The organism is Isoptericola haloaureus (assembly GCF_036689775.1).
Lineage (GTDB): Bacteria > Actinomycetota > Actinomycetes > Actinomycetales > Cellulomonadaceae > Isoptericola > Isoptericola haloaureus.
Window position 1 is genome coordinate 298690 of sequence record NZ_JBAGLP010000120.1, and the last position, 23058, is coordinate 321747.

A 23058-nucleotide genomic window follows, 5' to 3' on the forward strand; every position below is an offset into this window, starting at 1 on the left:
TCAGAGCGTGACCTCGCCGTGCACGGTCGTGACCGTGGACCCGCCGACCCAGACGACGCCGTCGTCGGCGCGACGCACGCGCACCCGGCCGCGCCGGCCGAGCACCGTGCCCTGCGAGGCCACGTAGCCCGCGGGCAGGACGGAACCGGCGAGCCACTGGCCGAGCCCGGCGTTCAGGGACCCCGTGACCGGGTCCTCGGGGACGCCGATGTCCGGCACGAACGCGCGCACCTCGACGTCGGCGTCGGACTCCCCGGGCGTGTACGACCCGACCAGCCCCACGTGGAGCCCCTCGAAGGCGGCGAGGTCGGGCTCGACGGCGAGGACCGATGCGGCGTCGACCAGCCGCACGCCGACCCAGCCCGGCCCGTTGTCCACCCAGGCGGCGTCGACGACGTCGTCCGCCCCGATCCGCAGGCCGCGCAGGACGCGGCCGAGGTCGTCGTCGGACACGGGACCGGACCGGCGCAGCGGCGGGCCCGCGAACGCGAGCCCGTCGGCGGTCCGTGCGACGGTCACCAGCCCGACCCCGCACTCCTGGACGACGTCCTCGCCGGCCGGCACGCCACCGGCCTCCAGCCAGGCGTGCGCGGTCCCCAGCGTCGGGTGGCCCGCGAACGGGAGCTCACCGCCCGGGGTCCAGATGCGCACCCGGTAGTCCGCGTCCGGGTCGGTGGCGGGCAGCAGGAACGTGGTCTCGGACAGGTTGGTCCAGCGCGCGAAGGCCGCCATCTGCGCCTCGCCCCAGGCGTCGGCGTCGTGCACCACGGCCACCGGGTTGCCGGCCAGCGGGCCGGCCCCGAAGACGTCGACCTGGCGGAAGGGGAACGTCGTCATGGACCGCACGCTACCGCCGGACGTCCCGGCACGACGGCCGTCAGTCCATGTACCGCAGCAGCGTCATGACCACGGCCCCGGCCCCGAGGATCAGACCGATCGTGGTGCCGTGCCGTTCGATCCAGGTGTCCAGGGGAACGTGCGGCGTGGGTTCGACCTCGTCCTGGTGCGGGTCGAAGTCCGACTGCGTCCCGACGGTGGCCATCGTCACCACCTCCCGTCTGCTTCCACGATACGCCCGGCGACGTACCCTGGCAGCGTGACAGCGCCCTCCGCACTCGCCGCTCACGGGCACCGTCCCGGCGCCGCGGACGACGCCGTCCCGGGCGTCGTCGTGGACGGTTGGCGCGCGCTCGACGCGGCGCACGCACGACGCGCCGACGCCCTGACCGCCGTGTGGCGCGCGGCGCGCGACCGCGGCGAGAAGCACGCGATCGAGGACTTCCTGTTCACCTACTACCCCACCCGGGCCAGCCACCTGCGCCGGTGGCACCCCGGCGTCGGGCAGGTGCTGCCCGACGCCCCGGACCACGCCGCCCGACGCTGGTACCGCACGGTCGCGCTGCCGGACGGCACCACCGGCGCCGTGCTCGACGTCTCCGTGTTCCGGGCCGACCGGGGCGACACCGTGCGGTACGTCCGCTCGCTGGTGGGCGCGACGGCGGGACGGCCGGGCACCTTCGGCTGCTTCGGGCTGCACGAGTGGGCCATGGTCTACCGCGACGCCGACGCCGGCCGGGACCACCGGCACCCCCTGCCGCTGCGCCTCGGGGGTGCCGGCACCGACGCGGTCGTCGAGTCGCACCGGGTGGGCTGCTCGCACTACGACGCCTTCCGGTTCTTCACCCCGGAGGCGCGGGACGCCAACCAGCTGCGCCCGACCCGCGAGCGCCAGGTCGCGATGGAGCAGCCGGGGTGCCTGCACGCGAACATGGACCTGTACAAGTGGTGCCAGAAGCTCGGCCCCGCTGTGCCCGGCGAGCTGCTGCTGGACGCCTTCGAGCTGGCCCGCGACATCCGGTACACCGACATGGCGGCCTCGCCCTACGACGTCTCGTCCTACGGCGTCGAGGCGGTCGAGATCGAGACGGCGGCCGGCAAGGCCGAGTACGTTCGACGTCAGCGCGCGTTCGCCGAGCGGGCGCAGGCGCTGCGCGGCCGGCTGCTGGACGTGTGCGACGCCGTGCTCGCCGCGGGGTGACCCCGGGGCCGGGCCCGGGGGCCGGGCGGACGGCTCACCGCGCGCCCAGGACGCAGAACGCGTTCCCCTCCGGGTCGGCCATCACCACCCAGGGAACCTCGCCCTGGCCGAGGTCGACGTCGGTGGCGCCGAGCGTCCGCAGCCGGTCGACGTCGGCGGCCGGGTCGCTGCCCGGGGTCGGCAGCAGGTCCACGTGCACCCGGGTCCACACCGTCTCCTCGGGAACCCGGACGAGCTCCAGGTAGGGGCCGACCCCTTCCGGCGCCCGGAGCCGGGCGAGGTCGTCGGTCGCCTCGTGCAGGACCCAGTCGGTGCCCGCCGTCCAGAACCGGGCCAGCCCGCGCGGGTCGGTGCAGTGCACGACGACGGCCGCGACCGGTCCGGTGTCCTGGTCGAGCGGCCGGGGCTCCAGGACGCAGAACGCGTTGCCCTCCGGGTCGGCCATCACGACCCAGGGCACGTCGCCCTGCCCGACGTCGAGCGGGGTCGCGCCCAGGCCCCGCAGCCGGGCGACCAGCTCGGCCTGGTGCTCGACGGAGGTGGTGGCGAGGTCGACGTGGGTGCGGTACCGCACCCGGGCGGTGTCCGGGATCCGCACGAGGTCGACGGTGAGGGCCGCCGGGTCCGGCCAGTCGAACCCTCGGGGTTCGAGGTTGATCACCCCGGGGGCCTCGCTGGAGGTCGCCCAGTCCAGGGCGTCGGCCCAGAACCGGCCCAGGGCCGCCTCGTCGCGGGCCTTGATGTTCACCTGGACCGGTCGCAGCGTCATACCGTCGGACGCTACGGCGTCGCGGCCGAGCGCGCCCAGGGCTTATCGCGGGCGCGGCGACGAGCCGGTGGCCCGGGCGCGGTGCGCGGCCTGGGCGTTGCGGTTGGTGCAGGCGGTCGAGCAGTACCGCCGGGACCGGTTGCGGGACAGGTCGAGGACGACGCCGGCGCAGTCGTCGTCGGCGCACACGCCGAGCCGGGAGCTCTCGCCGGAGCGCACGACGTCGATCATCGCCAGGGCGGTCTCGACGGCGATGCGGTCGGCCAGGGGCGCGTCGTCGGCGATGGCGTGCAGGTGCCAGTCCTCGTGCTCGTGCCGCACGAGCCGCGGGACGGCGCCGGCCTCGGCGAGCATCGCGTTGACGATCGGGGCGACGTCGTCGCGCGCGGCCAGCAGCAGGGTGAGCAGGCGCGGGGCGAGGGCCAGCACCTCGGCCAGCTCGGTCTCGGTGCCGTCGCGCCGCCCCGTGTAGCCGTGGCGCCGGTAGAACGCGGCCAGGTCCGCCTCGGTGGCCAGCGTGACCGGCGGCTCGACGCCGTTGACGAGCTCCACGGCCGATCGCAGGGCACCGGCGGTGTCATGAGCGAAAACCACGTTGACACGTTATCACCGCGCACCGTAGCGTCATGAGCCATGAGCACAGTGGCACCTGACGACCTCGTCGCGACCGACACCGGCCGGCGAGCGGGGCTGGTCCTGGCCGTCGTGTCGGCGGTGAGCTTCAGCCTCTCCGGACCGCTCGCCGCCGGGATGTTCGCCACGGACTGGAGCCCCGGCGCGGTCGTGCTCGTCCGGGTGGCGGTCGGCGCGCTCGTGGTCCTCCCCGTCGGTCTGGTCGCCCTGCGGGGACGCTGGACGCTCGTGCGCCGCAACCTGCGGCTGATCGTCGTCTACGGCGCGCTCGGCGTCGCCGCCACGCAGTTCTGCTACTTCGCGGCCGTGCAGCACATGCAGGTCGGCCCGGCGCTGCTCATCGAGTACTCGGCGCCCGCCGCCGTGGTCGTGTGGCTGTGGCTGCGGCACGGTCAGCGGCCCGCCCGCGCGACGCTCGGTGGGATCGCGCTCGCCGCCGTCGGCCTCGTGCTGGTCCTCGACCTCACCGGGGTCAGCGTCGACCCCGTCGGTGCGGCCTGGGCCCTGGGCGCGATGGTGGGCGCCTCCGCGTACTTCCTCATCAACGCCCGCCTGGACACCGGGCTGCCGCCGATGACGCTGGCCGCCGGCGGGCTCGTCGTCGGCGCGGGGCTGCTCGGTGCCCTGGCCGCCGTCGGGCTGCTGCCCCTGTCCGCCTCCACCGACGCGGTCCCGCTCGCCGGCTCCACCCTGCCCTGGTGGGCCGTGCTGGCGCTGCTGGGACTCGTCACCGCCGGGGTCGCGTACACCACCGGCGTCGCGGCCGGACGGCGGCTCGGCGCCCGGGCCGGCGCGTTCGCCGGTCTCCTCGAGGTCGTCAGCGCCGTCCTGCTCGCCTGGCTCCTCCTGGGCGAGCTGCCGAGCGGCGTCCAGCTCACCGGCGGCGTGCTGGTGCTCGCCGGCGTCGTCGCCGTCCAGCTCGCCGAGGCCGCGACCGCGCGGCGGCTCGCGACGGCCTCGCCCGCCGCCCGGGCGCGAGACCTGCCAGCATGAGGGGATGGCCCGTGACCTCGCCGCCCCGCCGCGCGGACCCGTCGTCGTCCCGGAGGCCGTGGCCGCGCTGGCCGGCGCCGACGCCGTCACCCCGGTGTGGCGCAACACCCTGGGCGGCCTGACCTTCCGGCTCTCCGGCGACCGGGGCGACCGGTACGTCAAGTGGGTGCCCGCCGGGACACCGGAGCTCGACCCGGGCGCCGAGGCGGACCGACTCGCCTGGGCCGGCCGGTACGCCCGGGTGCCGCGCGTGCTCGACCGTGGCGCGGACGCCGCCGGGAGCTGGCTGGTGACGGCCGCGCTGCCGGGCCGGTCCGCCGTCGACCCGTCCTGGCCGGCCCACCCGGAGACCGCCGTCCGCGCGATCGGGACCGGGCTGCGCGCGCTGCACGACGCCCTGCCCGTCGCGGACTGCCCGTTCTCCTGGAGCGCGGCGGACCGCATCGCGCGACTCTCGCCCGCCGGACGTGCCGACGTCGGGGGCGAACCGCCCGTCGACCGGCTCGTGGTGTGCCACGGGGACGCCTGCGCCCCCAACACCCTCGTGGCCGACGACGGCACGTCGGCCGGGCACGTCGACCTCGGGTCCCTCGGGGCCGCCGACCGGTGGGCCGACCTGGCGGTGGCGAGCATGAGCCTGGGCTGGAACTACGGCGACGGGTACGAGCCGCTCTTCTTCGCGGCCTACGGGATCGCGCCCGACGCGGAGCGGATCGACTTCTACCGCAGGCTGTGGGACGCGGCGTAGCGACGACGGGCTGACACAATGACGGCACGATGACTGCCACCGACACCGCCGCCTCGTCCGTCGCCTCCGTCCCGCGCCCCGCCGGCACCCTGCTGCCGCACCTGCCCGCCCCCACCGGGCAGGCACCGGACCCGGACGCGCTGTTCGAGGGGTTCAGCGAGTGGGCGGCCTCGACCGGTCGTCCGCTGTACCCGCACCAGGAGGAGGCGCTGCTCGAGCTCATGACGGGCTCGCACGTCGTCCTGGCGACCCCGACCGGGTCCGGCAAGTCGATGGTGGCGATGGGGGCCCAGTTCGCGGCCCTGGCCGGGCGCCGGTCCGGGCTCGGCGGGCGCACCTACTACACGGCACCGCTCAAGGCGCTGGTCAGCGAGAAGTTCTTCGACCTCGTGGCCGCCTTCGGCTCGCGCAACGTCGGCATGATGACCGGCGACAGCGCCGTGAACCCCGACGCCCCGATCATCTGCTGCACCGCCGAGATCCTCGCGAACCTCGCGCTGCGCAACGGCGCGGGCAGCCCGGGCCAGGACCAGTTCATCGGCCAGGTCGTCATGGACGAGTTCCACTTCTACGGCGACCCGCAGCGCGGCTGGGCCTGGCAGGTGCCGCTCCTGGAGCTGCCGCACACCCAGTTCCTGCTGATGTCCGGCACGCTCGGCGACACCAGCCGCCTGCGCGAGGACCTCACCGAGCGCACCGGGCGCGACGTCGCCGAGGTCACCGGCGCAGAGCGACCGGTCCCGCTGGAGTTCTCCTACGTCCAGGACCCCCTGCCCGAGGTCATCGAGGAGCTGGTACACACCCACCGCGCCCCGGTGTACGTCGTGCACTTCACCCAGAAGGACGCCGTCGACCGCGCCCAGGCGCTGCTCAGCACCAAGCTCGCCTCCAAGGAGGAGAAGCAGGCGATCGTCGACGAGATCGGCGCGTTCCGGTTCGGCACCGGGTTCGGCAAGATCCTGTCCAAGTACCTGCGCGCCGGCGTCGGCGTGCACCACGCCGGGATGCTGCCCAAGTACCGTCGCCTCGTCGAGCGGCTCACGCAGAAGGGGCTGCTCAAGGTCGTCTGCGGCACCGACACGCTCGGCGTGGGCATCAACGTCCCGATCCGCACGGTGCTCATGACCTCGCTGGTGAAGTTCGACGGCGAGCGCATGCGGCACCTGACCGCCCGCGAGTTCCACCAGATCGCCGGCCGGGCCGGTCGCGCCGGGTACGACACCCTCGGCGAGGTGCTCGTCATGGCGCCGGAGCACGTCATCGAGAACCGCAAGGCGCTCGCCAAGGCCGGTGACGACCCCAAGAAGAAGAAGAAGATCGTCCGCAAGAAGGCGCCGTCGGGTGCGGTCAACTGGACCGAGTCGACGTTCGAGCGCCTGCGCGACGCCCCGCCCGAGCCGCTGGCCAGCCAGTTCCACGTCAACCACGCGATGGTGCTCAACGTGCTGGCCCGCACGCGGCACGACGGCGGGTCGGGGCACGACGGCGGCACGTCCGGCCCCGCTGTCGACCCCGTCGAGGCGATGCGCCACCTGCTCACCGCCAACCACGACACCGCCGCCCAGCAGGCCGGGCACGTGCGCCAGGCCCTGCGGATCTACCGCTCCCTGCGCGTGGCCGGCGTCGTGGAGAAGGTGCGCGTCCCCGACGACTCCCGCCCCGCGGGCTACCGCCCCAGCGTGCGGCTCGAGGTCGACCTGCCGCGCGACTTCGCGCTCAACGCTCCCCTGTCGCCGTTCGCGCTGGCGGCCATGGACCTGCTCGACGTCGAGTCGCCCACGCACGCCCTCGACGTCGTCTCCGTCATCGAGGCCACCCTCGACGACCCCCGCCAGATCCTCTTCGGCCAGCAGAAGAAGGCCCGCGGCGAGGCCGTCGCCGCGATGAAGGCCGAGGGCATCGAGTACGACGAGCGCATGGAGCTGCTCGAGGAGGTCACCTGGCCCCGGCCGCTGGCCGACCTGCTCGAGCCCGCGTTCGCCCAGTACAAGCAGTCCAACCCGTGGGTCGCGGGCGCCGAGCTGGCTCCCAAGTCCGTGGTGCGCGACATGCTCGAGCAGGCCATGACGTTCGCCGAGCTGGTCAGCACCTACGGCCTGGAGCGCACCGAGGGCGTCGTGCTGCGCTACCTCGCGGACGCCTACCGGGCGGTGCGCCAGGTCGTGCCCGAGGAGCACCGCACCGAGGAGGTCGCCGAGATCGTCGAGTGGCTCGGCGAGCTCGTGCGTGGCGTCGACTCCTCGCTGCTGGACGAGTGGGAGCGGCTGCAGAACCCCGTCGACGACGATGCCGACGACGTCGTCCAGGGCGAGCTGGCCGAGGCCGGGGCCGAGGCGCCGGCGCGCCCCGTCACGGGCAACCCGCGCTCGTTCCGCCGCCTCGTGCGCAACGCCATGTTCCGCCGCGTCGAGCTCGCCGCCCGCGAGGACTACGACGCCCTCGAAGCCCTCGACAAGGCCTCCGGCTGGGACGGCGACGCCTGGGCCGACGCCCTGGAGGACCTGTTCGAGACCCAGGGCGACGACGCGATCGGGTTCGGGGCGGACGCCCGCGCCACCGCGCTGCTGACCATGCTGGAGCCGGGGGCCGCGCTGCCCGCCGACGCGACGACGTCGGACGGCGAGGCCCTGTCGACCGTGCCGGCCGACACCTGGTGGGTGCGCCAGGTCCTCGACGACGCGAACGGCGACCGGGACTGGTCGATCACCGCGCTGGTCGACCTGCCGGCCTCGGACGAGGCCGGGCGACCCGTGGTCCAGGTGCTCTCGGTCGGGCGCCGGTAGCTCAGACCAGGCCGGTGACGCCGCGCGCCAGCGTGGCCACGCCGCCGACGTACGCCAGCAGGATGAGCACGCGTCGGGTGGCCGTGGCCGAGACGCGCGGCGCGAGCAGGTCGCCCAGGACGAGCCCGCCGAGGATCGAGACCATGAGCAGCACCCACTGCCAGGGGGCCATGGTCGGGAACGAGGCGTCGGCGAGCACCAGCTTGGCCACCAGGGCGGCGAGCGCGTTGGCGGCGAAGAAGGGCTGGGCGGTGGCGGCGAAGCGCCGCGGGTCCCAGCCGCTGAGCACCGCGTAGACCGCCACGGGAGGCCCGCCGATGCCGGCCGCGACCGAGCCGATGCCGCTCGCCGTGCCGGTCAGGGCCAACGGCCAGCCGGCCGCGGGGTCCACGGGGTGCCTGCCCTCGCGGCGCAGCCGGGTCGTGAGCACCGCCAGCGTCATCGCCGCGAGGATGAACAGGCCGATCGTCACCTCGAGCGCCGGGGCGCTGACGTCGCGCAGGGCGAGCGCCGCGGGCACGGTCACGACCAGCGAGGACAGCGTGAGCCAGGCGAACTTGCGCCACTCCACGTCGCGCACGACGCGGCCGAGGATCAGGGCCGAGGCCGTCGCCCCGGCGAGGTTCACGAACAGCACGCCCTCGAGCGGGCCCACGATGAGCACGATGAACGGTCCGGCCACGAGGCCGAACCCCATGCCCGTCACCCGTTGCAGGACACCACCGACGAGGATGGCGAGGACGAGGAGGGCGAGCACGGCCCCCACGCTACGCCGCGGTCGCCGCCGCGAGCCGTCCGGCCGGCGGAAAGGACCTGACCGGCGTCGTGGCGTCGGGCACACTGGGCGCGTGGCCCGCTCCAAGACCCGTGGATCGACCCCCGCCGTGCTCGCGCTCGAACGGGCCGGGGTCGCGCACGCGCTGCACCCGTACGAGCACGACCCCCGCAGCGGGCTGAGCTTCGGCCTCGAGGCCGCCGCGGCGATCGGGGTCCCGGCCGAGCAGGTGTTCAAGACGCTCGTCGCGGACGTCGACGGAGACCTCGTGGTCGCCGTCGTCCCCGTGACCGGCGAGCTCGACCTCAAGGCGCTCGCCCGCGCCGTCGGCGGCAAGAAGGCCGCCATGGCCGCCGTGCCCCGCGCCGAACGCGCCACCGGCTACGTCGCGGGGGGCATCTCTCCCCTGGGCCAGCGGGCGCGGCACACCACGGTCGTGGACACGTCGGCCGCGTCGTTCGACGCCGTCTACGTCTCGGGCGGACGCCGGGGGCTCGACGTGTCGCTGGCTCCCGCCGACCTGGTGCGCCTCACCGACGCCACGACCGCACCCCTCGGGCGCTGACACGCGCGCGGCCCGTGCCGCCCCGAGCACCGCGAGATCGACCCACCCGTGCCGAGATCGACTCACGGTAGGTCGATCTCGCCCGGGTGGGTCGATCTCGGCGAGCGGTGGACGGCGGCTCGGTGGCTCGACGGCTCGGGGGATCGGCGTGCGTCGGGGCGTCAGGCCGGGCGGTAGGTGGGGTACCGCGTGTCGGTCGAGACGATGTCCTTGCCGAGCGGCAGCAGCGAGATCGGGATCATCTTGAGGTTCGCGATGCCCAGCGGGATGCCGATGATCGACACGAACAGCGGGATCGCGGTGATGATGTGGCTCAGCGCCAGCCACCAGCCCGCGAAGACCAGCCAGACGACGTTGCCCAGCACCGAGAACGCCCCGGACCCGGGCCGGTCGACGACGGTGCGGCCGAAGGGCCACAGCGCGTAGCCGGCGATCCGGAACGAGGCGATCCCCCAGGGGATCGTCACGATGAGCACGCAGCAGATGAGGCCCGCGAGCACGTAGCCGAGGGCGAGCCAGAAGCCCGAGAGCACCAGCCAGATGACGTTCAGGATCGCTTTCACCCCCCCGATTCTTCCACCACCGGGCCGTCCGGGGGATCCGGGGAGTCCCGGAGAACGACCCTGAGGTTCCTACACTGGGCGCCATGCCGTCCGACCTGACCGACCGGATCGCCCGTGTGCGCGAACGCGTCGACCACGCCGCCACCGCCGCGGGACGCCGACCTGCCGACGTGCGCCTGATGCTCGCCACCAAGACCCAGGACGCCGAGACCGTGCTGGCCGCAGTCGCCGCGGCCACGGAGCTCGCCGCCGTCCGCGGGGACGACGGCCCGGTCCTGATCGGCGAGAACCGGGTCCAGGAGCTGGTCGCCAAGGCCCCCGCCCTGGCCGACCTGGTCGCGGCCGGCCGCCTCGACGTGCACATGATCGGGTCGCTGCAGCGCAACAAGATCAACCAGATGCTGCCGACCGTCACCGGCCTGGCCGGCGTCGACCGGCTATCGCTGGCGCAGGCCGTGGCCCAGCGGTGCGTCCGGGACGGCCGCACCCTCGACGTCATGGTCCAGGTCAACGTCTCCGGGGAGGCCTCGAAGTCCGGTGCGGCGCCGTCGGACGCCGCGGACCTGGCCTCGGCCGTGGCGGCCCTGGACGGCCTGCACCTGACGGGCTTCATGACCATCGGCGCGAACACCTCCGACGAGGCGCAGGTGCGCGCCGGGTTCGCGCGGTTGCGCGAGATCCGCGACGAGGTCGTCGCGTCCGGTGCGCCGGGGACCGCCGACGCCCGCGAGCTGTCGATGGGCATGTCCACCGACCTCGAGCTCGCCGTGGCCGAGGGGGCCACGATCGTGCGCGTCGGCACGGCGGTGTTCGGCGAGCGCCCACCCGCCTGAACGGCTCAGGGCACCCGGTGGATCCACTCGGCGGTGTCGAACTTCGTGCGCACCAGGTCCTCGGCCCGCTCGAGCTCCGCGGCGCGCAGGTCTGAGGCCTCCGTGCGGTGCCGGTCGGCGAAGTAGGCCGCGAAGGCCTCCACGACCTCGTCGCGGGCCAGGCCGGTCTGCGAGCGCAGCGGGTCGACGCGCTTGTTGGCGCTGCGGGTGCCCTTGTCGGACATCTTCTCGCGCCCGATGCGCAGCACCTGCATCATCTTGTCGGCGTCGATGTCGTAGGCCATCGTCATGTGGTGCAGCACCGCTCCCCCGGCGAGCCGCTTCTGGGCGGAGCCGGCGAGCTTGCCGCCCGGTGAGGCGACGTCGTTCATCCCGCTGAAGTAGGCCTCGACGCCCAGCTCGCCGAGCGCGCCGAGCACCCAGGCGTCCAGGAAGGCGTAGGACTGCTCGAAGCTCATCCCGTCGACGAGCGAGCCCGGCACGACGAGCGAGAACGTCACGCAGTTGCCGGCCTCCATGAACATCGCCCCGCCGCCGGAGATGCGCCGCACGACGGTGACGTCGTGCTCGACCACGCCGGCCTCGTCGATCTCGTTCCGGTAGGACTGGAAGGACCCGATGAACACGGCCCGCTCGTCCCAGTCCCAGAACCGCAGGGTCGGGCCGCGTCGACCGGCGGCGAGCTCCTCGGTCAGCACCTGGTCGAGCGCGGCGAGCGTGCGCGGCGGCAGCGGGCCGGGACGCAGCACCTCGAAGGTGTGGTCCTGCCACGTCGTGGCCAGGCCCAGGGCGCGCCGCACGGCGACCGCCACGGCACGCGCGTCGAAGCCGACCATCGCGACCGGGCCGGCGATCTCACCGGACAGCTCGGCCTTCTCCAGCGCCTCGGTGACGGTGCGCTGGAGCTCTCCGGTGCCGGTCGAGGCCGGCAGGCCGGTCAGCGCGGTGTCGATGACGCCCAGCGCCTCGTCGGGCTCGAGGAAGAAGTCGCCCGACAGGCGCACCGCCGTCAGGACGGCGGGGTCGGAGGAGCCGTCGACCTCGAGGTCGACCGCGACGAGCTTGCCACCGGGGACCTTGTACTCACCATGCACCCCGTCAGCCTAACTGCCCCACCACCCCTCGTTGTGGGCATGAAATCTGCAGGCCCCCTGGCCCGAGAACTGCAGATTTCACGCCCACAACAGAGGGGTGGTCGGCGAGGGTGGGGTCGGCCGGCGCGGGCGGCTCAGCGGGGAGCGACGTCGGCGTGCAGCAGCCCGTAGACGTGCGCGTCGATCAGCGCCTCCCAGGCGGCCTCGATGATGTTGGGCCCGACGCCGACGGTCGACCAGGTGTGGTGGCCGTCGGTGGTCTCGACCAGCACCCGGGTGGTCGCGTCGGTGCCGTGCTCGGCGTCCATGATCCGCACCTTGAAGTCCACGAGCTCGAACTTCTCGATGGTCGGGTAGACGCGCGTCAGGGCGTGCCGGAGCGCCTGGTCGAGGGCGTTGACCGGGCCGTTGCCCTCGCCGGTGACGACGATGCGCTCCCCGCCGGCGTGCAGCTTGACGGTCGCCTCGGCCAGCGCCTCGGCGTCGCGCCGGTCCGCGTCGGGCACCCCGCCGGTGCGCCCGCCGGTGGTCTCGACGATCGCGCGCCAGGACTCGACCTGGAAGTAGGCGGGCCGCCGGCCGGTGAGCTCCTCGCGCAGGATGAGCTCGAAGGAGGCGTCCGCGGCGTCGAACGTGTACCCCTGCGCCTCGGCGTCCTTGACCCGGTTGGTCACCCGGGTGAGCAGCTCGCCCTGCCCGGCCAGGTCGAAGCCGAGCTCGCGGCCCTTGAGCTCCACCGACGCCCGGCCGGCCATGTCGGAGACGAGCATGCGCATGTCGTTGCCGACGGCGGTGGGGTCGATGTGCTGGTAGAGGTCAGGGTCGATCTTGATGGCGCTGGCGTGCAGGCCGGCCTTGTGCGCGAACGCGCTGGACCCGACGTACGGCTGGCGCGTGTACGGCGCGATGTTGGTGATCTCGGCGACGGCGTGCGCGATCCGGGTGGAGTCGGCGAGCCCGTCGCCGGCCAGCGTGGGCAGGCCGCGCTTGAGGGCCAGGTTCGCGACGACGGCCACGAGGTCGACGTTGCCCGTGCGCTCGCCGTAGCCGTTGACGGTGCCCTGGACGTGGGCGCACCCGGCCTCGACGGCGGCGAGGGTGTTGGCCACGGCGCAGCCCGAGTCGTTGTGCGCGTGCATGCCCAGCAGCGGGTCGCCGGGCAGCGCGTCGCGCCCGTGCGGCAGGTCGAGGGCCGTGCGCAGCTCGCCGACGACGTCGGTCACCCAGTCGGGCAGCATGCCGCCGTTGGTGTCGCACAGGGCGACGACCTCGGCGCCGGCCTCGAAGGCGGTCGCGACGGCGGAACGCGTGTAGGCCGGGTCGTCCCGGTAGCCGTCGAAGAAGTGCTCGGCGTCGACGACGACGCGGCGGCCCTCGCCCACGAGGAACCGCACGGTGTCGCTGATCATCGCCAGGCCCTCGTCCGGCGTCGTGCGCAGCGCCCGCTCGACGTGCCGGACGTCGGACTTGGCCACGAGCGTGACCACCGGCGCCTCGGAGTCGAGCAGCGCGCGGACCTGCGGGTCGTCCCAGGCGCGGGTGCCGGCGCGCCGGGTGGAGCCGAACGCCGCCAGCACGGCGTTGCTGAGCTCGAGCTCCTTGGCGGCGCGACGGAAGAACTCGGTGTCCTTGGGGATCGCGCCCGGCCAGCCACCCTCGATGAAGCCCACACCGAGCTCGTCGAGCAGCGGCGCGATCGCGAGCTTGTCCGCGACGGAGAGGTTCATGCCCTCCTGCTGCGCGCCGTCGCGCAGGGTGGTGTCGTACACGTGGAACGGGGCGGTGGCCATCGGTGGCTCCGAGGGGTGCGGTCTGGACAACAAAAAAGACCCTCCGGGTACGGAAGGTCTGCGCGTCCGGTCGGGGTGGACCGGACGCGCTAGCTAATGAGGCTGCTGCAGCGCTGGTGGGGCTGCCGTGCACGAGTCATAGGTCACATGGTGCCACACCCGCTGACGCGCGGGCAGGACCCGTCCGAACACCGGACATGATGTCGATCCTCGTCCATAGGTCGCCATCTTTTGATTGCTATTCGTCGAAAGTATGGCTAGCGTGACGTCGAAGGCAGGGACGCCTTCGACACCGCGATCGGTCGACCACGACCGACCCCTGGGGGGAGCAACGATGCACCACGCGACCACGACCACCGCCGCGCCGGACACCCCGGCGTCGACCGGACGCACGGGCCTCTGGCTCGTCGGCGCCCGCGGCTCGGTGGCCACCACCGCCACGCTCGGCCTCGCCGCGCTCGCCGCCGGGCACGCCCCGGCGACCGGCTGCGTCACCGCCGCCGAGCCGTTCGACGGCCTCGCGCTGCCCGCGTTCGGCGACCTCGTCGTCGGCGGGCACGACGTCGCGCCCACGACGATGGTCAAGCAGGCCGAGGCGCTCGCCGCCGCCGGGATGATCCCCGGACACCTGCTGTCCGCCACCCGCGACGCGCTCGCCGCGGCCGACGCCGAGGTCCGCCCCGGGTACGACCCCCGCCAGCACCACGGGTCGCAGCAGGAGGCCGCCGAGGCGCTGGCCGCCGACCTGACCGCCTTCCGCCGGACCCACGACCTGGACCGGGTCGTCGTCGTCGACGTCGCCTCGACCGAGCCGCCGCTGGACCTGCTCCCCGAGCACGAGGACCCGGCGCTCCTGCGCGCGGCGCTGGCCGACCCCGACCGGGCCGTGCTCCCGGCGTCGTCGGTGACCGCCTACGCCGCGGTGCTGGCCGGTTGCGCGTACGCCTCCTTCACGCCGTCGGCCGGGATGACCGTGCCCGTGCTGGCGCGCTGGGCCGCCGAGGCGGGCCTGCCGGTGGCGGGCCAGGACGGCAAGACCGGGCAGACCTGGCTGCGCACCGTCCTGGCGCCCGCCTTCACCGCCCGCGGCATGCGCGTGCTGTCCTGGGCCGGCACCAACCTGCTCGGCGGCGGCGACGGCGCCACCCTGGCCGACCCCGTGGCCGCCCGCAGCAAGCTCACCTCCAAGAACCGCGGCCTGCGCGACCTCACCGGCACCGACGTCACCCCGCTGCACATCGACAACGTGCCCGACCTCGGCGACGTGAAGGTCGCCTGGGACCACGTGCACGTCGAGGGCTTCCTCGGCTCGCGGCTGACCCTGCAGACGACCTGGAGCGCCCACGACTCCATGCTCGCCGCCCCGATGATCCTCGACCTGGCCCGCCTGCTCGCGCTGGCCCACGCCGCCGGGGTGTCCGGCCCGGTGCCCGAGCTCGGCTACTTCTTCAAGGACCCCTGGGGCTCCGACGTGCACGGCGCCGCCGCCCAGGCGATCCAGCTGGCCGACTGGGCCCGCCGCACCGCCGACGTCGCGGGGCACCGGCCGTGAGGGCCGGAGACCTCGTCGAGCTCGTCCGCGCCCCCGCCGCCCTGACCGTCCTGGGCGACACCCTCGCCGGGATGGCCGCCGCCCCGCCGGCCACGCGCCGGGCACGCCACGGGCTGCTGCCCGTCGCCTCGGCCTGCCTCTACCTGGGCGGCATGGCGTTGAACGACTACGGCGACCGCGACCTCGACGCGCTCGAACGCCCCGAGCGCCCGATCCCGTCCGGCCGGGTGACCCCGGGCCAGGCGCTCGCCGTCGGCACGGGGCTCGTCGCGACCGGCGTCGTCGCCGCGGGGGTCGCGAGCGGACGACGCGGGCTCGGGGTGGCGCTGCCGCTCGCGGCCTGCGTGCTCACCTACGACCTCGCCGCCAAGGACCGGCCGGCCGGCGCGGTCGTCATGGCCGCCTGCCGCGGCCTGGACGTCCTGCTGGGCGCGACACCGACCTCGTGGCGGGCGGCCGCCCCGACCGCCGCCGTGTTCGTCACCCACACGCTGGCCGTGACCGCGCTGTCCCGGGGCGAGGTCCACGGCACGACCAGCACGGTGGCCCGCTGCGCCGTCGCCGGCACGACGGCGGCCGCGACCGCGACCGCCGCCGCGGCCCTGCGGCCCGCGACCGCCCGGCCCGCCGCCTCCCGGTCCGGTGCGGTGACCCGGACGCTCGGCGCCCTGGCCGCCACGGCCGGGTACGTGGCCACCTGCCTGCCGCCCCAGCTGCACGCGGCCGAGGACCGGTCGGCCGGGGCGGCCCGCGCCGCGACCCGGGCCGGCATCCAGGCGATGGTCCCACTGCAGGCCGCCTGGACGCTGCGCGGGGGCCGGGCGGCGAGCACCGCCGTGCTCGCGGGCGCCCTGGTCGCCGGGCGCCTGCTGCGCCGCCGCGGCCGCAAGCAGGTGAGCATCACGTGAGCGGCTCCGCCTCCTCGTCCCCGCTCCCCTTCGCGATCGGCTACGGCACGAACGGGTTCGGGGACCACCCGCTGCCGTCCGCCCTCGACGTCCTGGACGCCCTGGGCTACGACGCCGTCGCCCTGACGGTCGGCTACCCGCACCTCGACCCCTTCGCGCCTGGGTCGTCGCAGACGACGGAACGGCTGGCGCGGCGGCTCGGCCGGATGCGCGACGGTGCCGGTGCCGCCGTGGTCGTCGAGACCGGCACCCGGTTCACGCTCGACCCGTGGACCAAGCACCGTCCGACGCTCGTCGACGCCGAGGCCGGGCTGCGGATGCGCTACCTGACCCGGGCGATCGACGTCGCCGCGACGCTGGACGCGCGCTGCGTGTCGTTCTTCTCCGGCGTGCTGCCCGAGGACGACCGTCCCGCCGACGGGTGGGCCCGGCTGGTCGACCGGCTCCCCGTGCTCCTGGAGGAGGCCCGGGAGAGCGGGGTGCGCCTGGCGATCGAGCCCGAGCCGGGCATGCTCGTCGAGACCGTGGAGGACGCCCTGCACCTGCGGTCCGCGCTCGGCGACCCGGACGACCTGGGACTGACCGTCGACGTCGGGCACTGCCTCGTCGTCGAGCCCGACGGCGTGGTCGGGGCCCTGCGCGCCGCGGCCCCCGTGCTGGCCAACGTCCAGCTCGACGACATGCCGCGCACGCACCACGAGCACCGGCCGTTCGGCGAGGGCGACCTCGACCTGCCGCTGGTGCTGGCCACGCTCGCCGAGATCGACTACCGCGGCGTCGCCGCCGTCGAGCTCCCCCGCCACTCCCACGACGCCCCGGCGCTCGCCCGCCGCAGCCTGGCCGCGCTGCGGCAGGCCTGGGCGGACGTCGTCGGGCACCCCCCGGAGGCCACCTCATGACCGACACCTGGATCGACCGGGCCCGGGCCGACGTCGCCCGCGACCCGCGGACGCTGACCCGCCTGTTCGCCCTCGCGCCACGACGCGCCGGCCGAGGCCCCCACGACCCGCAGGGCGACCCGCACGGCGTCGTGCGGGGCACCGCCGAGGACGACGCGCGCGCCGCCCTCGTCGTCGCGCTGGTCCGCGGCGTCGACGGCACCGGCAGCGACACCGGCGACGCGACGGCCGCGCGGCTGCGCGAGCTCTACGACCGGGGCGACACCGGCGAGCGCCGGGGCGTGCTGCGCGGTCTGGACGCCCTCGAGGCCGCCGGGGGCGTCCCCGGAGGCTCGCCGCTGGCGCGCACCGGCGTCGAGCTCGCCCACGACGCCCACCGCGCCAACGACCCGTCCCTGGTGGCCGCCGCCGTCGGCCGGTTCGGCGGGCGGCACCTGGACCAGCACACCTGGCGGCACACGGTGCTCAAGCTCGTGTTCCTGGGCGTCCCCCTGGACGCCGTCGCCGGGCTGACCGACCGGCTCGACGACGAGACCGTCCGCATGGCGTCCGACTTCGCCGCCGAACGGCGCGCGGCCGGCCGGCCGGTCCCGGACGACGTCGACCGGATCCTGCACCCCCTCACCCCCGGCCGGCCCGCGCCGACCGCCCCGACCCCGAGCACCGCGGAGTGACCATGCGCATCTTCGACCCGCACATCCACATGACCAGCCGCACCACCGACGACTACGAGCGGATGTACGCCGCCGGGGTCCGCGCCGTCGTCGAACCCGCGTTCTGGCTCGGCCAGCCGCGCACCAGCGTGGCCTCCTTCTGCGACTACTTCGACTCCCTCGTGGGCTGGGAACGGTTCCGGGCCGAGCAGTTCGGCATCCGCCACCACGCGACCATCGCCCTCAACCCCAAGGAGGCGAACGACCCGCGCTGCCGCGACGTGCTGGACGAGGTGCCGCGGTACCTGCTCAAGGACGGCGTCGTGGCCGTGGGCGAGGTCGGCTACGACTCGATGACCCCGGCCGAGGACGAGGCGTTCGCCGCGCAGCTCCAGATGGCGCGCGAGGCCGAGCTGCCCGTGCTGGTGCACACCCCGCACCGCGACAAGCTGAACGGCACGCGGCGCACGCTCGACGTGGTGCGCGAGTCCGGCATCGACCCGTCGCGGGTGCTCGTGGACCACCTCAACGAGACCACCGTGGCGATGGTCCGCGACGCCGGGGCGTGGGCGGGCTTCTCCATCTACCCGGACACCAAGATGGACCCGCACCGCATGGTCGCGCTGCTGCACGAGTACGGCACCGAGCGGATGATCGTGAACTCCGCGGCCGACTGGGGGCGCAGCGACCCGCTGCGCACGGCGCGCACCGGGTCCGAGATGCTCGCCGCCGGGTTCACCGACCACGACGTCGACCGCGTGCTGTGGCGCAACCCGGTGGCCTTCTACGGCACCTCCGGCAACCTCGTGCTGGACCCCGTCCCCGGTTTCGTCCCCGGCGAGGTCCCGGCGCCCGCGGAGTTCGAGGGCTCCTCGGTGCTGCGCGGCGCGCGGGTCTGAGGGACGCCGATGCACCTGTCGTACTGCACCAACGTCCACCCCGCCGAGGACCTCGACGGCGTGCTGGCGCAGCTGGAGCGTTACGCGGCACCGGTCCGGCGCGCCACCGGCCGCGAGCGCCTCGGGATCGGCCTGTGGCTGCCCGCCGCGCTCGCGCACCGGCTCGACGCCTCGGCCCCGGACCGCGACCGGCTGCGCGGAGCGCTGGACCGGCACGGCCTCGAGGTGCGCACGCTCAACGCCTTCCCCGCCGGCGGCTTCCACGCCGAGGTCGTGGGCCGCGACGTGTACCACCCGGACTGGACCCGGCCGGAACGGCTCGCGTACACCCTGGCCTGCGCCCGCGTGCTCACGGACCTGCTGCCGCCCGGCGCCGCCGGGTCGATCTCCACCCTGCCGCTGGGCTGGCGCACCGGCTGGACGACGCGCGACGACGAGGCCGCCACCCGGGCGCTGGCCGCGCTGTCCGCGGAGCTGCGCGCCCTGGCCGACCGCACCGGTGTCGTGGTGCGGCTGGCCGTCGAACCGGAACCGGGGTGCGTGCTGGACACGGTCGACGACGTCGTCGGCTGGCTGGCGGACCGGACCGGTACCGACCGGCCCGCCGGGACGCGCATCGACCCCGCGCTCGTCGGGGTGTGCCTCGACACCTGCCACCTCGCGGTGTCGTTCGCGGACCCCGCCGCGGCGGTGCGTCGCGTCACCGACGCCGGGCTGCGCGTCGTCAAGGTCCAGGCGTCGGCCGCCCTGCACGTCGCCGACCCCGCCGACCCGGAGACCCGCAGCGCCCTGACCCGGTTCGCCGAGCCCCGCTACCTGCACCAGACCCGCGCGCTGGACGCCGCGGGCCGGTTGCACGGCGTCGACGACCTGCCCGAGGCCCTCGCCGGCGGTCTGCCCCGGACCGGTCCGTGGCGCGTGCACTTCCACGTGCCGCTGCATCACGACCCGGCTCCCCCGCTGTCGGCCACCACCGACGTGCTGCGCACCGCCGTCGACGCCGTGGCGCGCGCCCCGCACGGGCGCGAGACGCACCTGGACGTGGAGACCTACACCTGGGGGGTGCTCCCCGCCGACGTGCTGCCGACGGGGGCCGACGAGCTCGTCGCCGGCATCGCCGCCGAGCTGCGCTGGGCCGCCGACCACCTGGAGGCCGTGGAGGCCCCCGACGCCGTCCTGACCACCACCGGGAGGAACACGCTGTGAGACCCGTCCTGCTGCTCGACGTCGTCGGCCTGACGCCCCGCGCGCTGGCCCACATGCCCCGGTTGCGCCGCCTCGCGGGCACCGGGTGGTCCTCGCCGCTGGCGACGGTGCTGCCCGCCGTGACCTGCACCGTGCAGTCGACGATGCTCACCGGCCTGTCCCCCGCCCAGCACGGCGCGGTCGCCAACGGCTGGTACTTCCGCGAGCTCGGCGAGGTGTTCCTGTGGCGGCAGCACAACCGTCTGGTCGCCGGCGAGACGGTCTGGGAGACCGGTCGCCGACGGCACCCGGACTACGCCGCGGTCAACGTGTGCTGGTGGTACGCGATGGGGATGACCACCGAGGTCACCGTGACGCCCCGGCCGATCTACCACGCCGACGGCCGCAAGTCCCCCGACGCCTACGTCCGCCCGCCGGGCCTGCACGACGAGCTCGTCGAACGTTTCGGCGACTTCCCCCTGTTCACCTACTGGGGTCCGACGGCGTCGCTCACCTCCAGCCGGTGGGTCGTGGACGCCACCCGGCACCTGCTGCGCACCCGCGCCGCGGACCTGACCACCGCGTACGTCCCGCACCTGGACTACGACCTGCAGCGGTTCGGCCCCGAGTCCCCGCAGGCCGACGCCGCCGCGGCCGACCTGGACGGCGTGCTCGCGCCGCTGCTGGACCAGGCCGAGGCCGACGGCGTGACCGTCGTCGTCGTGTCCGAGTACGGCATCACCCGCGCGGAGCGTCCCGTGCACCTCAACCGGGTGCTGCGCCGTGAGGGGCTGCTGGAGGTCTACACCCAGGCGGGCCGCGAACAGCTCGACCCGTGGACCTCGCGGGCGTTCGCCGTCGCCGACCACCAGGTCGCGCACGTGTACGTCGACGACGCCGCCGACGTCGCCCGGGTCGCCGACCTGCTGCGCGCCGTGCCCGGCGTGGACGAGGTGCTCGACCGCGAGGCCCAGGCCCGCTACGGGCTCGACCACGAGCGCTCCGGCGAGCTCGTCGTCGTCGCCGAGCCCGGGGCGTGGTTCACCTACTACTTCTGGCTGGACGACGACCGGGCCCCGGAGTACGCGCGCGCCGTGGACATCCACCGCAAGCCCGGCTTCGACCCGGCCGAGCTGTTCTTCGACCCGGCCGACCGGCTCGCGAAGGCCAAGGCCGGGCTGAACCTCGTGCGCAAGAAGCTCGGGCTGCGCTACGCGATGTCCACCGTGCCCCTGGACGCCTCCTGGGTGGGCGGCACGCACGGCCGCCTTCCCGACGACGCCGCGGACTCCCCGATGATCCTCTGCTCGGCCCCGGAGGTCCCCGACGTCGTGGCGCGGCAGGTGCACGACGACGACCGGTCGGTCCCGGCGGCCGCGGTCAAGGACCTCGTGCTCGCCCTGCAGGGGATCGCTCCCGGCGGGTCCCCGCAGCACGCCGTCCCAGGGGGCGCCGAGGCCGCGGATGTGGTCGGCTAGGGGCACGACGACGGCGAGGAGAGGAACTGTGAGCGATCAGCAGCGTCCGTACGGGTCCGAGGACCCGACGCAGCGCTACCGGCCGGTGAACCGGCCGGCGGACCAGCCCCCCGGGATGCCGCCCGCGGCGAAGCCCTCCTGGGAGGCCGCTCCGAAGGACCCGCCTCCCGAGCCGCGGCTAGACCTGGGCCGGTACTGGGCGGGGGCCGCGGCCACCGTCCTGGTGTGCGCCCTCCTGGGCTTCACCGCCTCGGTGATCTTCGACGAGGTCTTCGACATCGGGCTCATCCCGCCGCCCGACGCATTCGGCGCGGGCGACGACGCCTCGTGGGCCGCCGCAGGGGCGCTCTTCGCCCTCGCCGCCGCCGTCGTGCTCAACCTGCTGGTCGTGGTGGCCCCGCGGCCGCGGATGTTCTTCGGCTGGCTCGTGGGCCTGGCCACCGTGATCCTGGCGGTGCTGCCGTTCACCGGCAACCCGGACCCGCTGCCCGGCGCGATGACCGCGCTGGTGTGGGTGATCCTGGGCATCGCGGTGTCCTCGATGCTCGGCAGCGTCATCGTGCGGACCCTCGTGGTCCCGACACCGCCGCGCTGAACCGCCGACGGGGCGGTGCCGACGAGATCCTCCTCGTCGGCACCGCCCCGTCGCACGTCCGGGCCGGGCCCGCCTGCACGGAACGCCCGGTGGGCTGCGGTCAGGCCAGGCGGCGCATCCAGCCGTGCCGGTCCTGCGCGCGCCCGTACTGGATGTCGGTGAGCTCGGTCCGCACCGCCATCGTCAGCTCGCCGGGCTCGCCGTCGGCCACCGTGTGGTCGAACGTCCCGCCGGCCAGGCGGCCCACCGGGGTCACGACGGCGGCGGTGCCGCAGGCGAAGATCTCCCGCACGCTGCCGTCCGCGAGACCCGCGACGACCTCCTCGAGCGGGATCTTGCGCTCGACGACCTCGCGCCCGTGGTCGGCGACGAGGCGCAGGATCGACGAGCGGGTGACGCCCTCGAGGATCGAGCCGGTCAGCTCCGGGGTGTGGACCGTGCCGTCGTCCATCACCACGAAGATGTTCATGCCGCCGAGCTCCTCGAGGTAGGAGTTCGTCGTGGCGTCCAGGAAGCACACCTGGTCGCAGCCGTTCTGCTGGGCCTCGGTCTGCGGCAGGAGGCTGGCGGCGTAGTTGCCGCCGCACTTGGCGTCGCCGGTGCCGCCCGGGCCCGCGCGGTGGTAGTCCTGGGAGACCCAGATCGACACCGGCTTCACGCCGCCGGCGAAGTAGGGACCCACCGGCGAGGCGATGCACAGGTACTCGACCTGCGCCGCCGGGCGGACGCCGAGGAACGGCTCCGAGGCGAACATGAACGGGCGCAGGTACAGGCTGGAGTCCTCGCCGTCGGGAACCCACGCCAGGTCGGTCCGCACCAGCGCGGCGATCGACCCGATGAAGTCGTCCACGGTGAGCGCGGGCAGCGCCAGCCGGTGGGCGGAGCGTGCGAACCGCGCGGCGTTGGACTCGGGGCGGAAGGTCCACACCGACCCGTCGGCGTGCTTGTACGCCTTCATGCCCTCGAAGATCTCCTGCGCGTAGTGCAGGACGGCGGTGGCGGGGTCGAGCTGCAGCGGTCCGTACTTCTCCACCCGCCGGTCGAGCCAACCGTCCTCCTGGCGCCAGGAGACCCGGGCCATGTGGTCGGTGAAGACCGTGCCGAAGCGGGGTGACGCGAGCGCCTCCTCGCGCTCGGCGTCGGGGGTGGGCTCGTCGGTTCCGCGGACGTCGAAGAGCGCGACGAGGTCCTCGAGCTCCTCGGGGAGCACGTTGTGCGAGGTCGTGGTCATGATCAGGGGCCTTTCACCGGGTAACCCCTGTAGTTTTCCACGTCTGGCGGCACCGTGGGACACCGCGCGGGCGC

General features: G+C 74.6%; 23 protein-coding genes. 14 read left to right on the forward strand and 9 right to left on the reverse strand.

Features of this window, described 5'->3' with window-relative positions:
• Together V5O49_RS16770 and V5O49_RS16775 are read right to left on the reverse strand one after the other, a co-directional pair.
• A complete protein-coding gene (locus tag V5O49_RS16770; protein WP_332903216.1) occupies nucleotides 1–837 on the reverse strand; it encodes a PhzF family phenazine biosynthesis protein in 837 nt (278 codons plus the stop codon).
• A gap of 40 nt (nucleotides 838–877) precedes the next feature.
• Nucleotides 878–1042, reverse strand: coding sequence for a hypothetical protein (locus V5O49_RS16775; protein ID WP_278234947.1), 165 nt, complete (start codon nucleotides 1040–1042; stop codon nucleotides 878–880).
• Nucleotides 1043–1171: 129 nt separating this feature from the next.
• Here V5O49_RS16775 and V5O49_RS16780 point away from each other — a divergent pair, with 129 nt between their 5' ends.
• Nucleotides 1172–2038 (forward strand): 3-methyladenine DNA glycosylase, encoded by an 867-nt coding sequence (locus V5O49_RS16780; protein ID WP_332903254.1) that lies wholly within the window; start codon nucleotides 1172–1174, stop codon nucleotides 2036–2038.
• Between the two features lie 34 nt (nucleotides 2039–2072).
• Here the strand turns inward: V5O49_RS16780 and V5O49_RS16785 are convergent, their stop codons facing one another.
• Both V5O49_RS16785 and V5O49_RS16790 read right to left on the reverse strand, forming a co-directional pair.
• The gene (locus tag V5O49_RS16785; protein WP_332903217.1) at nucleotides 2073–2807 is read right to left on the reverse strand and encodes a VOC family protein; all 735 of its coding nucleotides are present in this window, start codon (nucleotides 2805–2807) and stop codon (nucleotides 2073–2075) included.
• Nucleotides 2808–2849: 42 nt separating this feature from the next.
• Nucleotides 2850–3401 (reverse strand): CGNR zinc finger domain-containing protein, encoded by a 552-nt coding sequence (locus V5O49_RS16790; protein ID WP_332903218.1) that lies wholly within the window; start codon nucleotides 3399–3401, stop codon nucleotides 2850–2852.
• A gap of 39 nt (nucleotides 3402–3440) precedes the next feature.
• On the opposite strand from V5O49_RS16790, the gene V5O49_RS16795 reads away from it, so the two are divergent.
• From V5O49_RS16795 to V5O49_RS16805, 3 genes are read left to right on the forward strand one after another with little or no spacing between them, the layout of a single operon-like run.
• Nucleotides 3441–4433 (forward strand): EamA family transporter, encoded by a 993-nt coding sequence (locus V5O49_RS16795; protein ID WP_332903219.1) that lies wholly within the window; start codon nucleotides 3441–3443, stop codon nucleotides 4431–4433.
• 4 nt (nucleotides 4434–4437) lie between these two features.
• A complete protein-coding gene (locus V5O49_RS16800) occupies nucleotides 4438–5181 on the forward strand; it encodes an aminoglycoside 3'-phosphotransferase (protein WP_332903220.1) in 744 nt (247 codons plus the stop codon).
• Nucleotides 5182–5210: 29 nt separating this feature from the next.
• Complete coding sequence (locus V5O49_RS16805) at nucleotides 5211–7964, forward strand: DEAD/DEAH box helicase (RefSeq protein WP_332903221.1); 2754 nt, start codon at nucleotides 5211–5213, stop codon at nucleotides 7962–7964.
• Nucleotide 7965: 1 nt separating this feature from the next.
• On the opposite strand, the gene V5O49_RS16810 is transcribed toward V5O49_RS16805, so the two are convergent.
• Entirely contained in the window at nucleotides 7966–8721 is a 756-nt protein-coding gene (locus tag V5O49_RS16810; protein WP_278234953.1) for a sulfite exporter TauE/SafE family protein, read from the reverse strand.
• 91 nt (nucleotides 8722–8812) lie between these two features.
• Between V5O49_RS16810 and ybaK the strand changes: the two genes are divergently transcribed.
• Nucleotides 8813–9304, forward strand: coding sequence for a Cys-tRNA(Pro) deacylase (ybaK, locus tag V5O49_RS16815; RefSeq protein ID WP_332903222.1), 492 nt, complete (start codon nucleotides 8813–8815; stop codon nucleotides 9302–9304).
• A 161-nt stretch (nucleotides 9305–9465) separates the two neighbouring features.
• Here the strand turns inward: ybaK and V5O49_RS16820 are convergent, their stop codons facing one another.
• Nucleotides 9466–9867 carry a YccF domain-containing protein gene (locus V5O49_RS16820; protein ID WP_278234955.1) on the reverse strand — a complete coding sequence of 134 codons (402 nt, stop codon included), beginning with the start codon at nucleotides 9865–9867 and terminating at the stop codon, nucleotides 9466–9468.
• 83 nt (nucleotides 9868–9950) lie between these two features.
• Here V5O49_RS16820 and V5O49_RS16825 point away from each other — a divergent pair, with 83 nt between their 5' ends.
• A complete protein-coding gene (locus V5O49_RS16825) occupies nucleotides 9951–10700 on the forward strand; it encodes a YggS family pyridoxal phosphate-dependent enzyme (protein WP_332903223.1) in 750 nt (249 codons plus the stop codon).
• A 5-nt stretch (nucleotides 10701–10705) separates the two neighbouring features.
• Here the strand turns inward: V5O49_RS16825 and V5O49_RS16830 are convergent, their stop codons facing one another.
• Nucleotides 10706–11794: a lipoate-protein ligase small subunit gene (locus V5O49_RS16830; RefSeq protein WP_332903224.1), complete on the reverse strand. Its 1089-nt coding sequence runs from the start codon at nucleotides 11792–11794 to the stop codon at nucleotides 10706–10708.
• Nucleotides 11795–11928: 134 nt separating this feature from the next.
• Complete coding sequence (gene cimA / locus V5O49_RS16835) at nucleotides 11929–13584, reverse strand: citramalate synthase (protein ID WP_332903225.1); 1656 nt, start codon at nucleotides 13582–13584, stop codon at nucleotides 11929–11931.
• Between the two features lie 334 nt (nucleotides 13585–13918).
• On the opposite strand from cimA, the gene V5O49_RS16840 reads away from it, so the two are divergent.
• The 8 genes from V5O49_RS16840 to V5O49_RS16875 are packed head-to-tail and all read left to right on the forward strand — an operon-like array spanning nucleotide 13919 to nucleotide 21753.
• Nucleotides 13919–15136: an inositol-3-phosphate synthase gene (locus V5O49_RS16840; protein ID WP_332903226.1), complete on the forward strand. Its 1218-nt coding sequence runs from the start codon at nucleotides 13919–13921 to the stop codon at nucleotides 15134–15136.
• The gene (locus V5O49_RS16845) at nucleotides 15133–16044 is read left to right on the forward strand and encodes an SCO3242 family prenyltransferase (protein WP_332903227.1); all 912 of its coding nucleotides are present in this window, start codon (nucleotides 15133–15135) and stop codon (nucleotides 16042–16044) included. The genes V5O49_RS16840 and V5O49_RS16845 overlap by 4 nt, the downstream gene beginning before the upstream one ends.
• Entirely contained in the window at nucleotides 16041–16943 is a 903-nt protein-coding gene (locus tag V5O49_RS16850; protein WP_332903228.1) for a sugar phosphate isomerase/epimerase family protein, read from the forward strand. The genes V5O49_RS16845 and V5O49_RS16850 overlap by 4 nt, the downstream gene beginning before the upstream one ends.
• Nucleotides 16940–17617, forward strand: a complete 678-nt coding sequence (locus V5O49_RS16855; RefSeq protein WP_332903229.1) for an EboA domain-containing protein — start codon at nucleotides 16940–16942, stop codon at nucleotides 17615–17617. Before V5O49_RS16850 ends, V5O49_RS16855 begins: the two co-directional genes overlap by 4 nt.
• 2 nt (nucleotides 17618–17619) lie before the next feature.
• Nucleotides 17620–18495, forward strand: coding sequence for a TatD family hydrolase (locus V5O49_RS16860; RefSeq protein WP_332903230.1), 876 nt, complete (start codon nucleotides 17620–17622; stop codon nucleotides 18493–18495).
• A gap of 9 nt (nucleotides 18496–18504) precedes the next feature.
• Nucleotides 18505–19701 (forward strand): metabolite traffic protein EboE, encoded by a 1197-nt coding sequence (eboE, locus tag V5O49_RS16865; RefSeq protein WP_332903231.1) that lies wholly within the window; start codon nucleotides 18505–18507, stop codon nucleotides 19699–19701.
• On the forward strand, nucleotides 19698–21158 hold the full coding sequence (locus V5O49_RS16870; protein WP_332903232.1) for an alkaline phosphatase family protein: 1461 nt from the start codon (nucleotides 19698–19700) through the stop codon (nucleotides 21156–21158). The genes eboE and V5O49_RS16870 overlap by 4 nt, the downstream gene beginning before the upstream one ends.
• Before the next feature lie 28 nt (nucleotides 21159–21186).
• On the forward strand, nucleotides 21187–21753 hold the full coding sequence (locus V5O49_RS16875; protein ID WP_278234966.1) for a hypothetical protein: 567 nt from the start codon (nucleotides 21187–21189) through the stop codon (nucleotides 21751–21753).
• Nucleotides 21754–21853: 100 nt separating this feature from the next.
• Here V5O49_RS16875 and V5O49_RS16880 read toward each other — a convergent pair whose 3' ends face one another.
• Nucleotides 21854–22984 (reverse strand): branched-chain amino acid aminotransferase, encoded by a 1131-nt coding sequence (locus V5O49_RS16880; RefSeq protein ID WP_332903233.1) that lies wholly within the window; start codon nucleotides 22982–22984, stop codon nucleotides 21854–21856.
• Nucleotides 22985–23058: the final 74 nt, after the last annotated feature.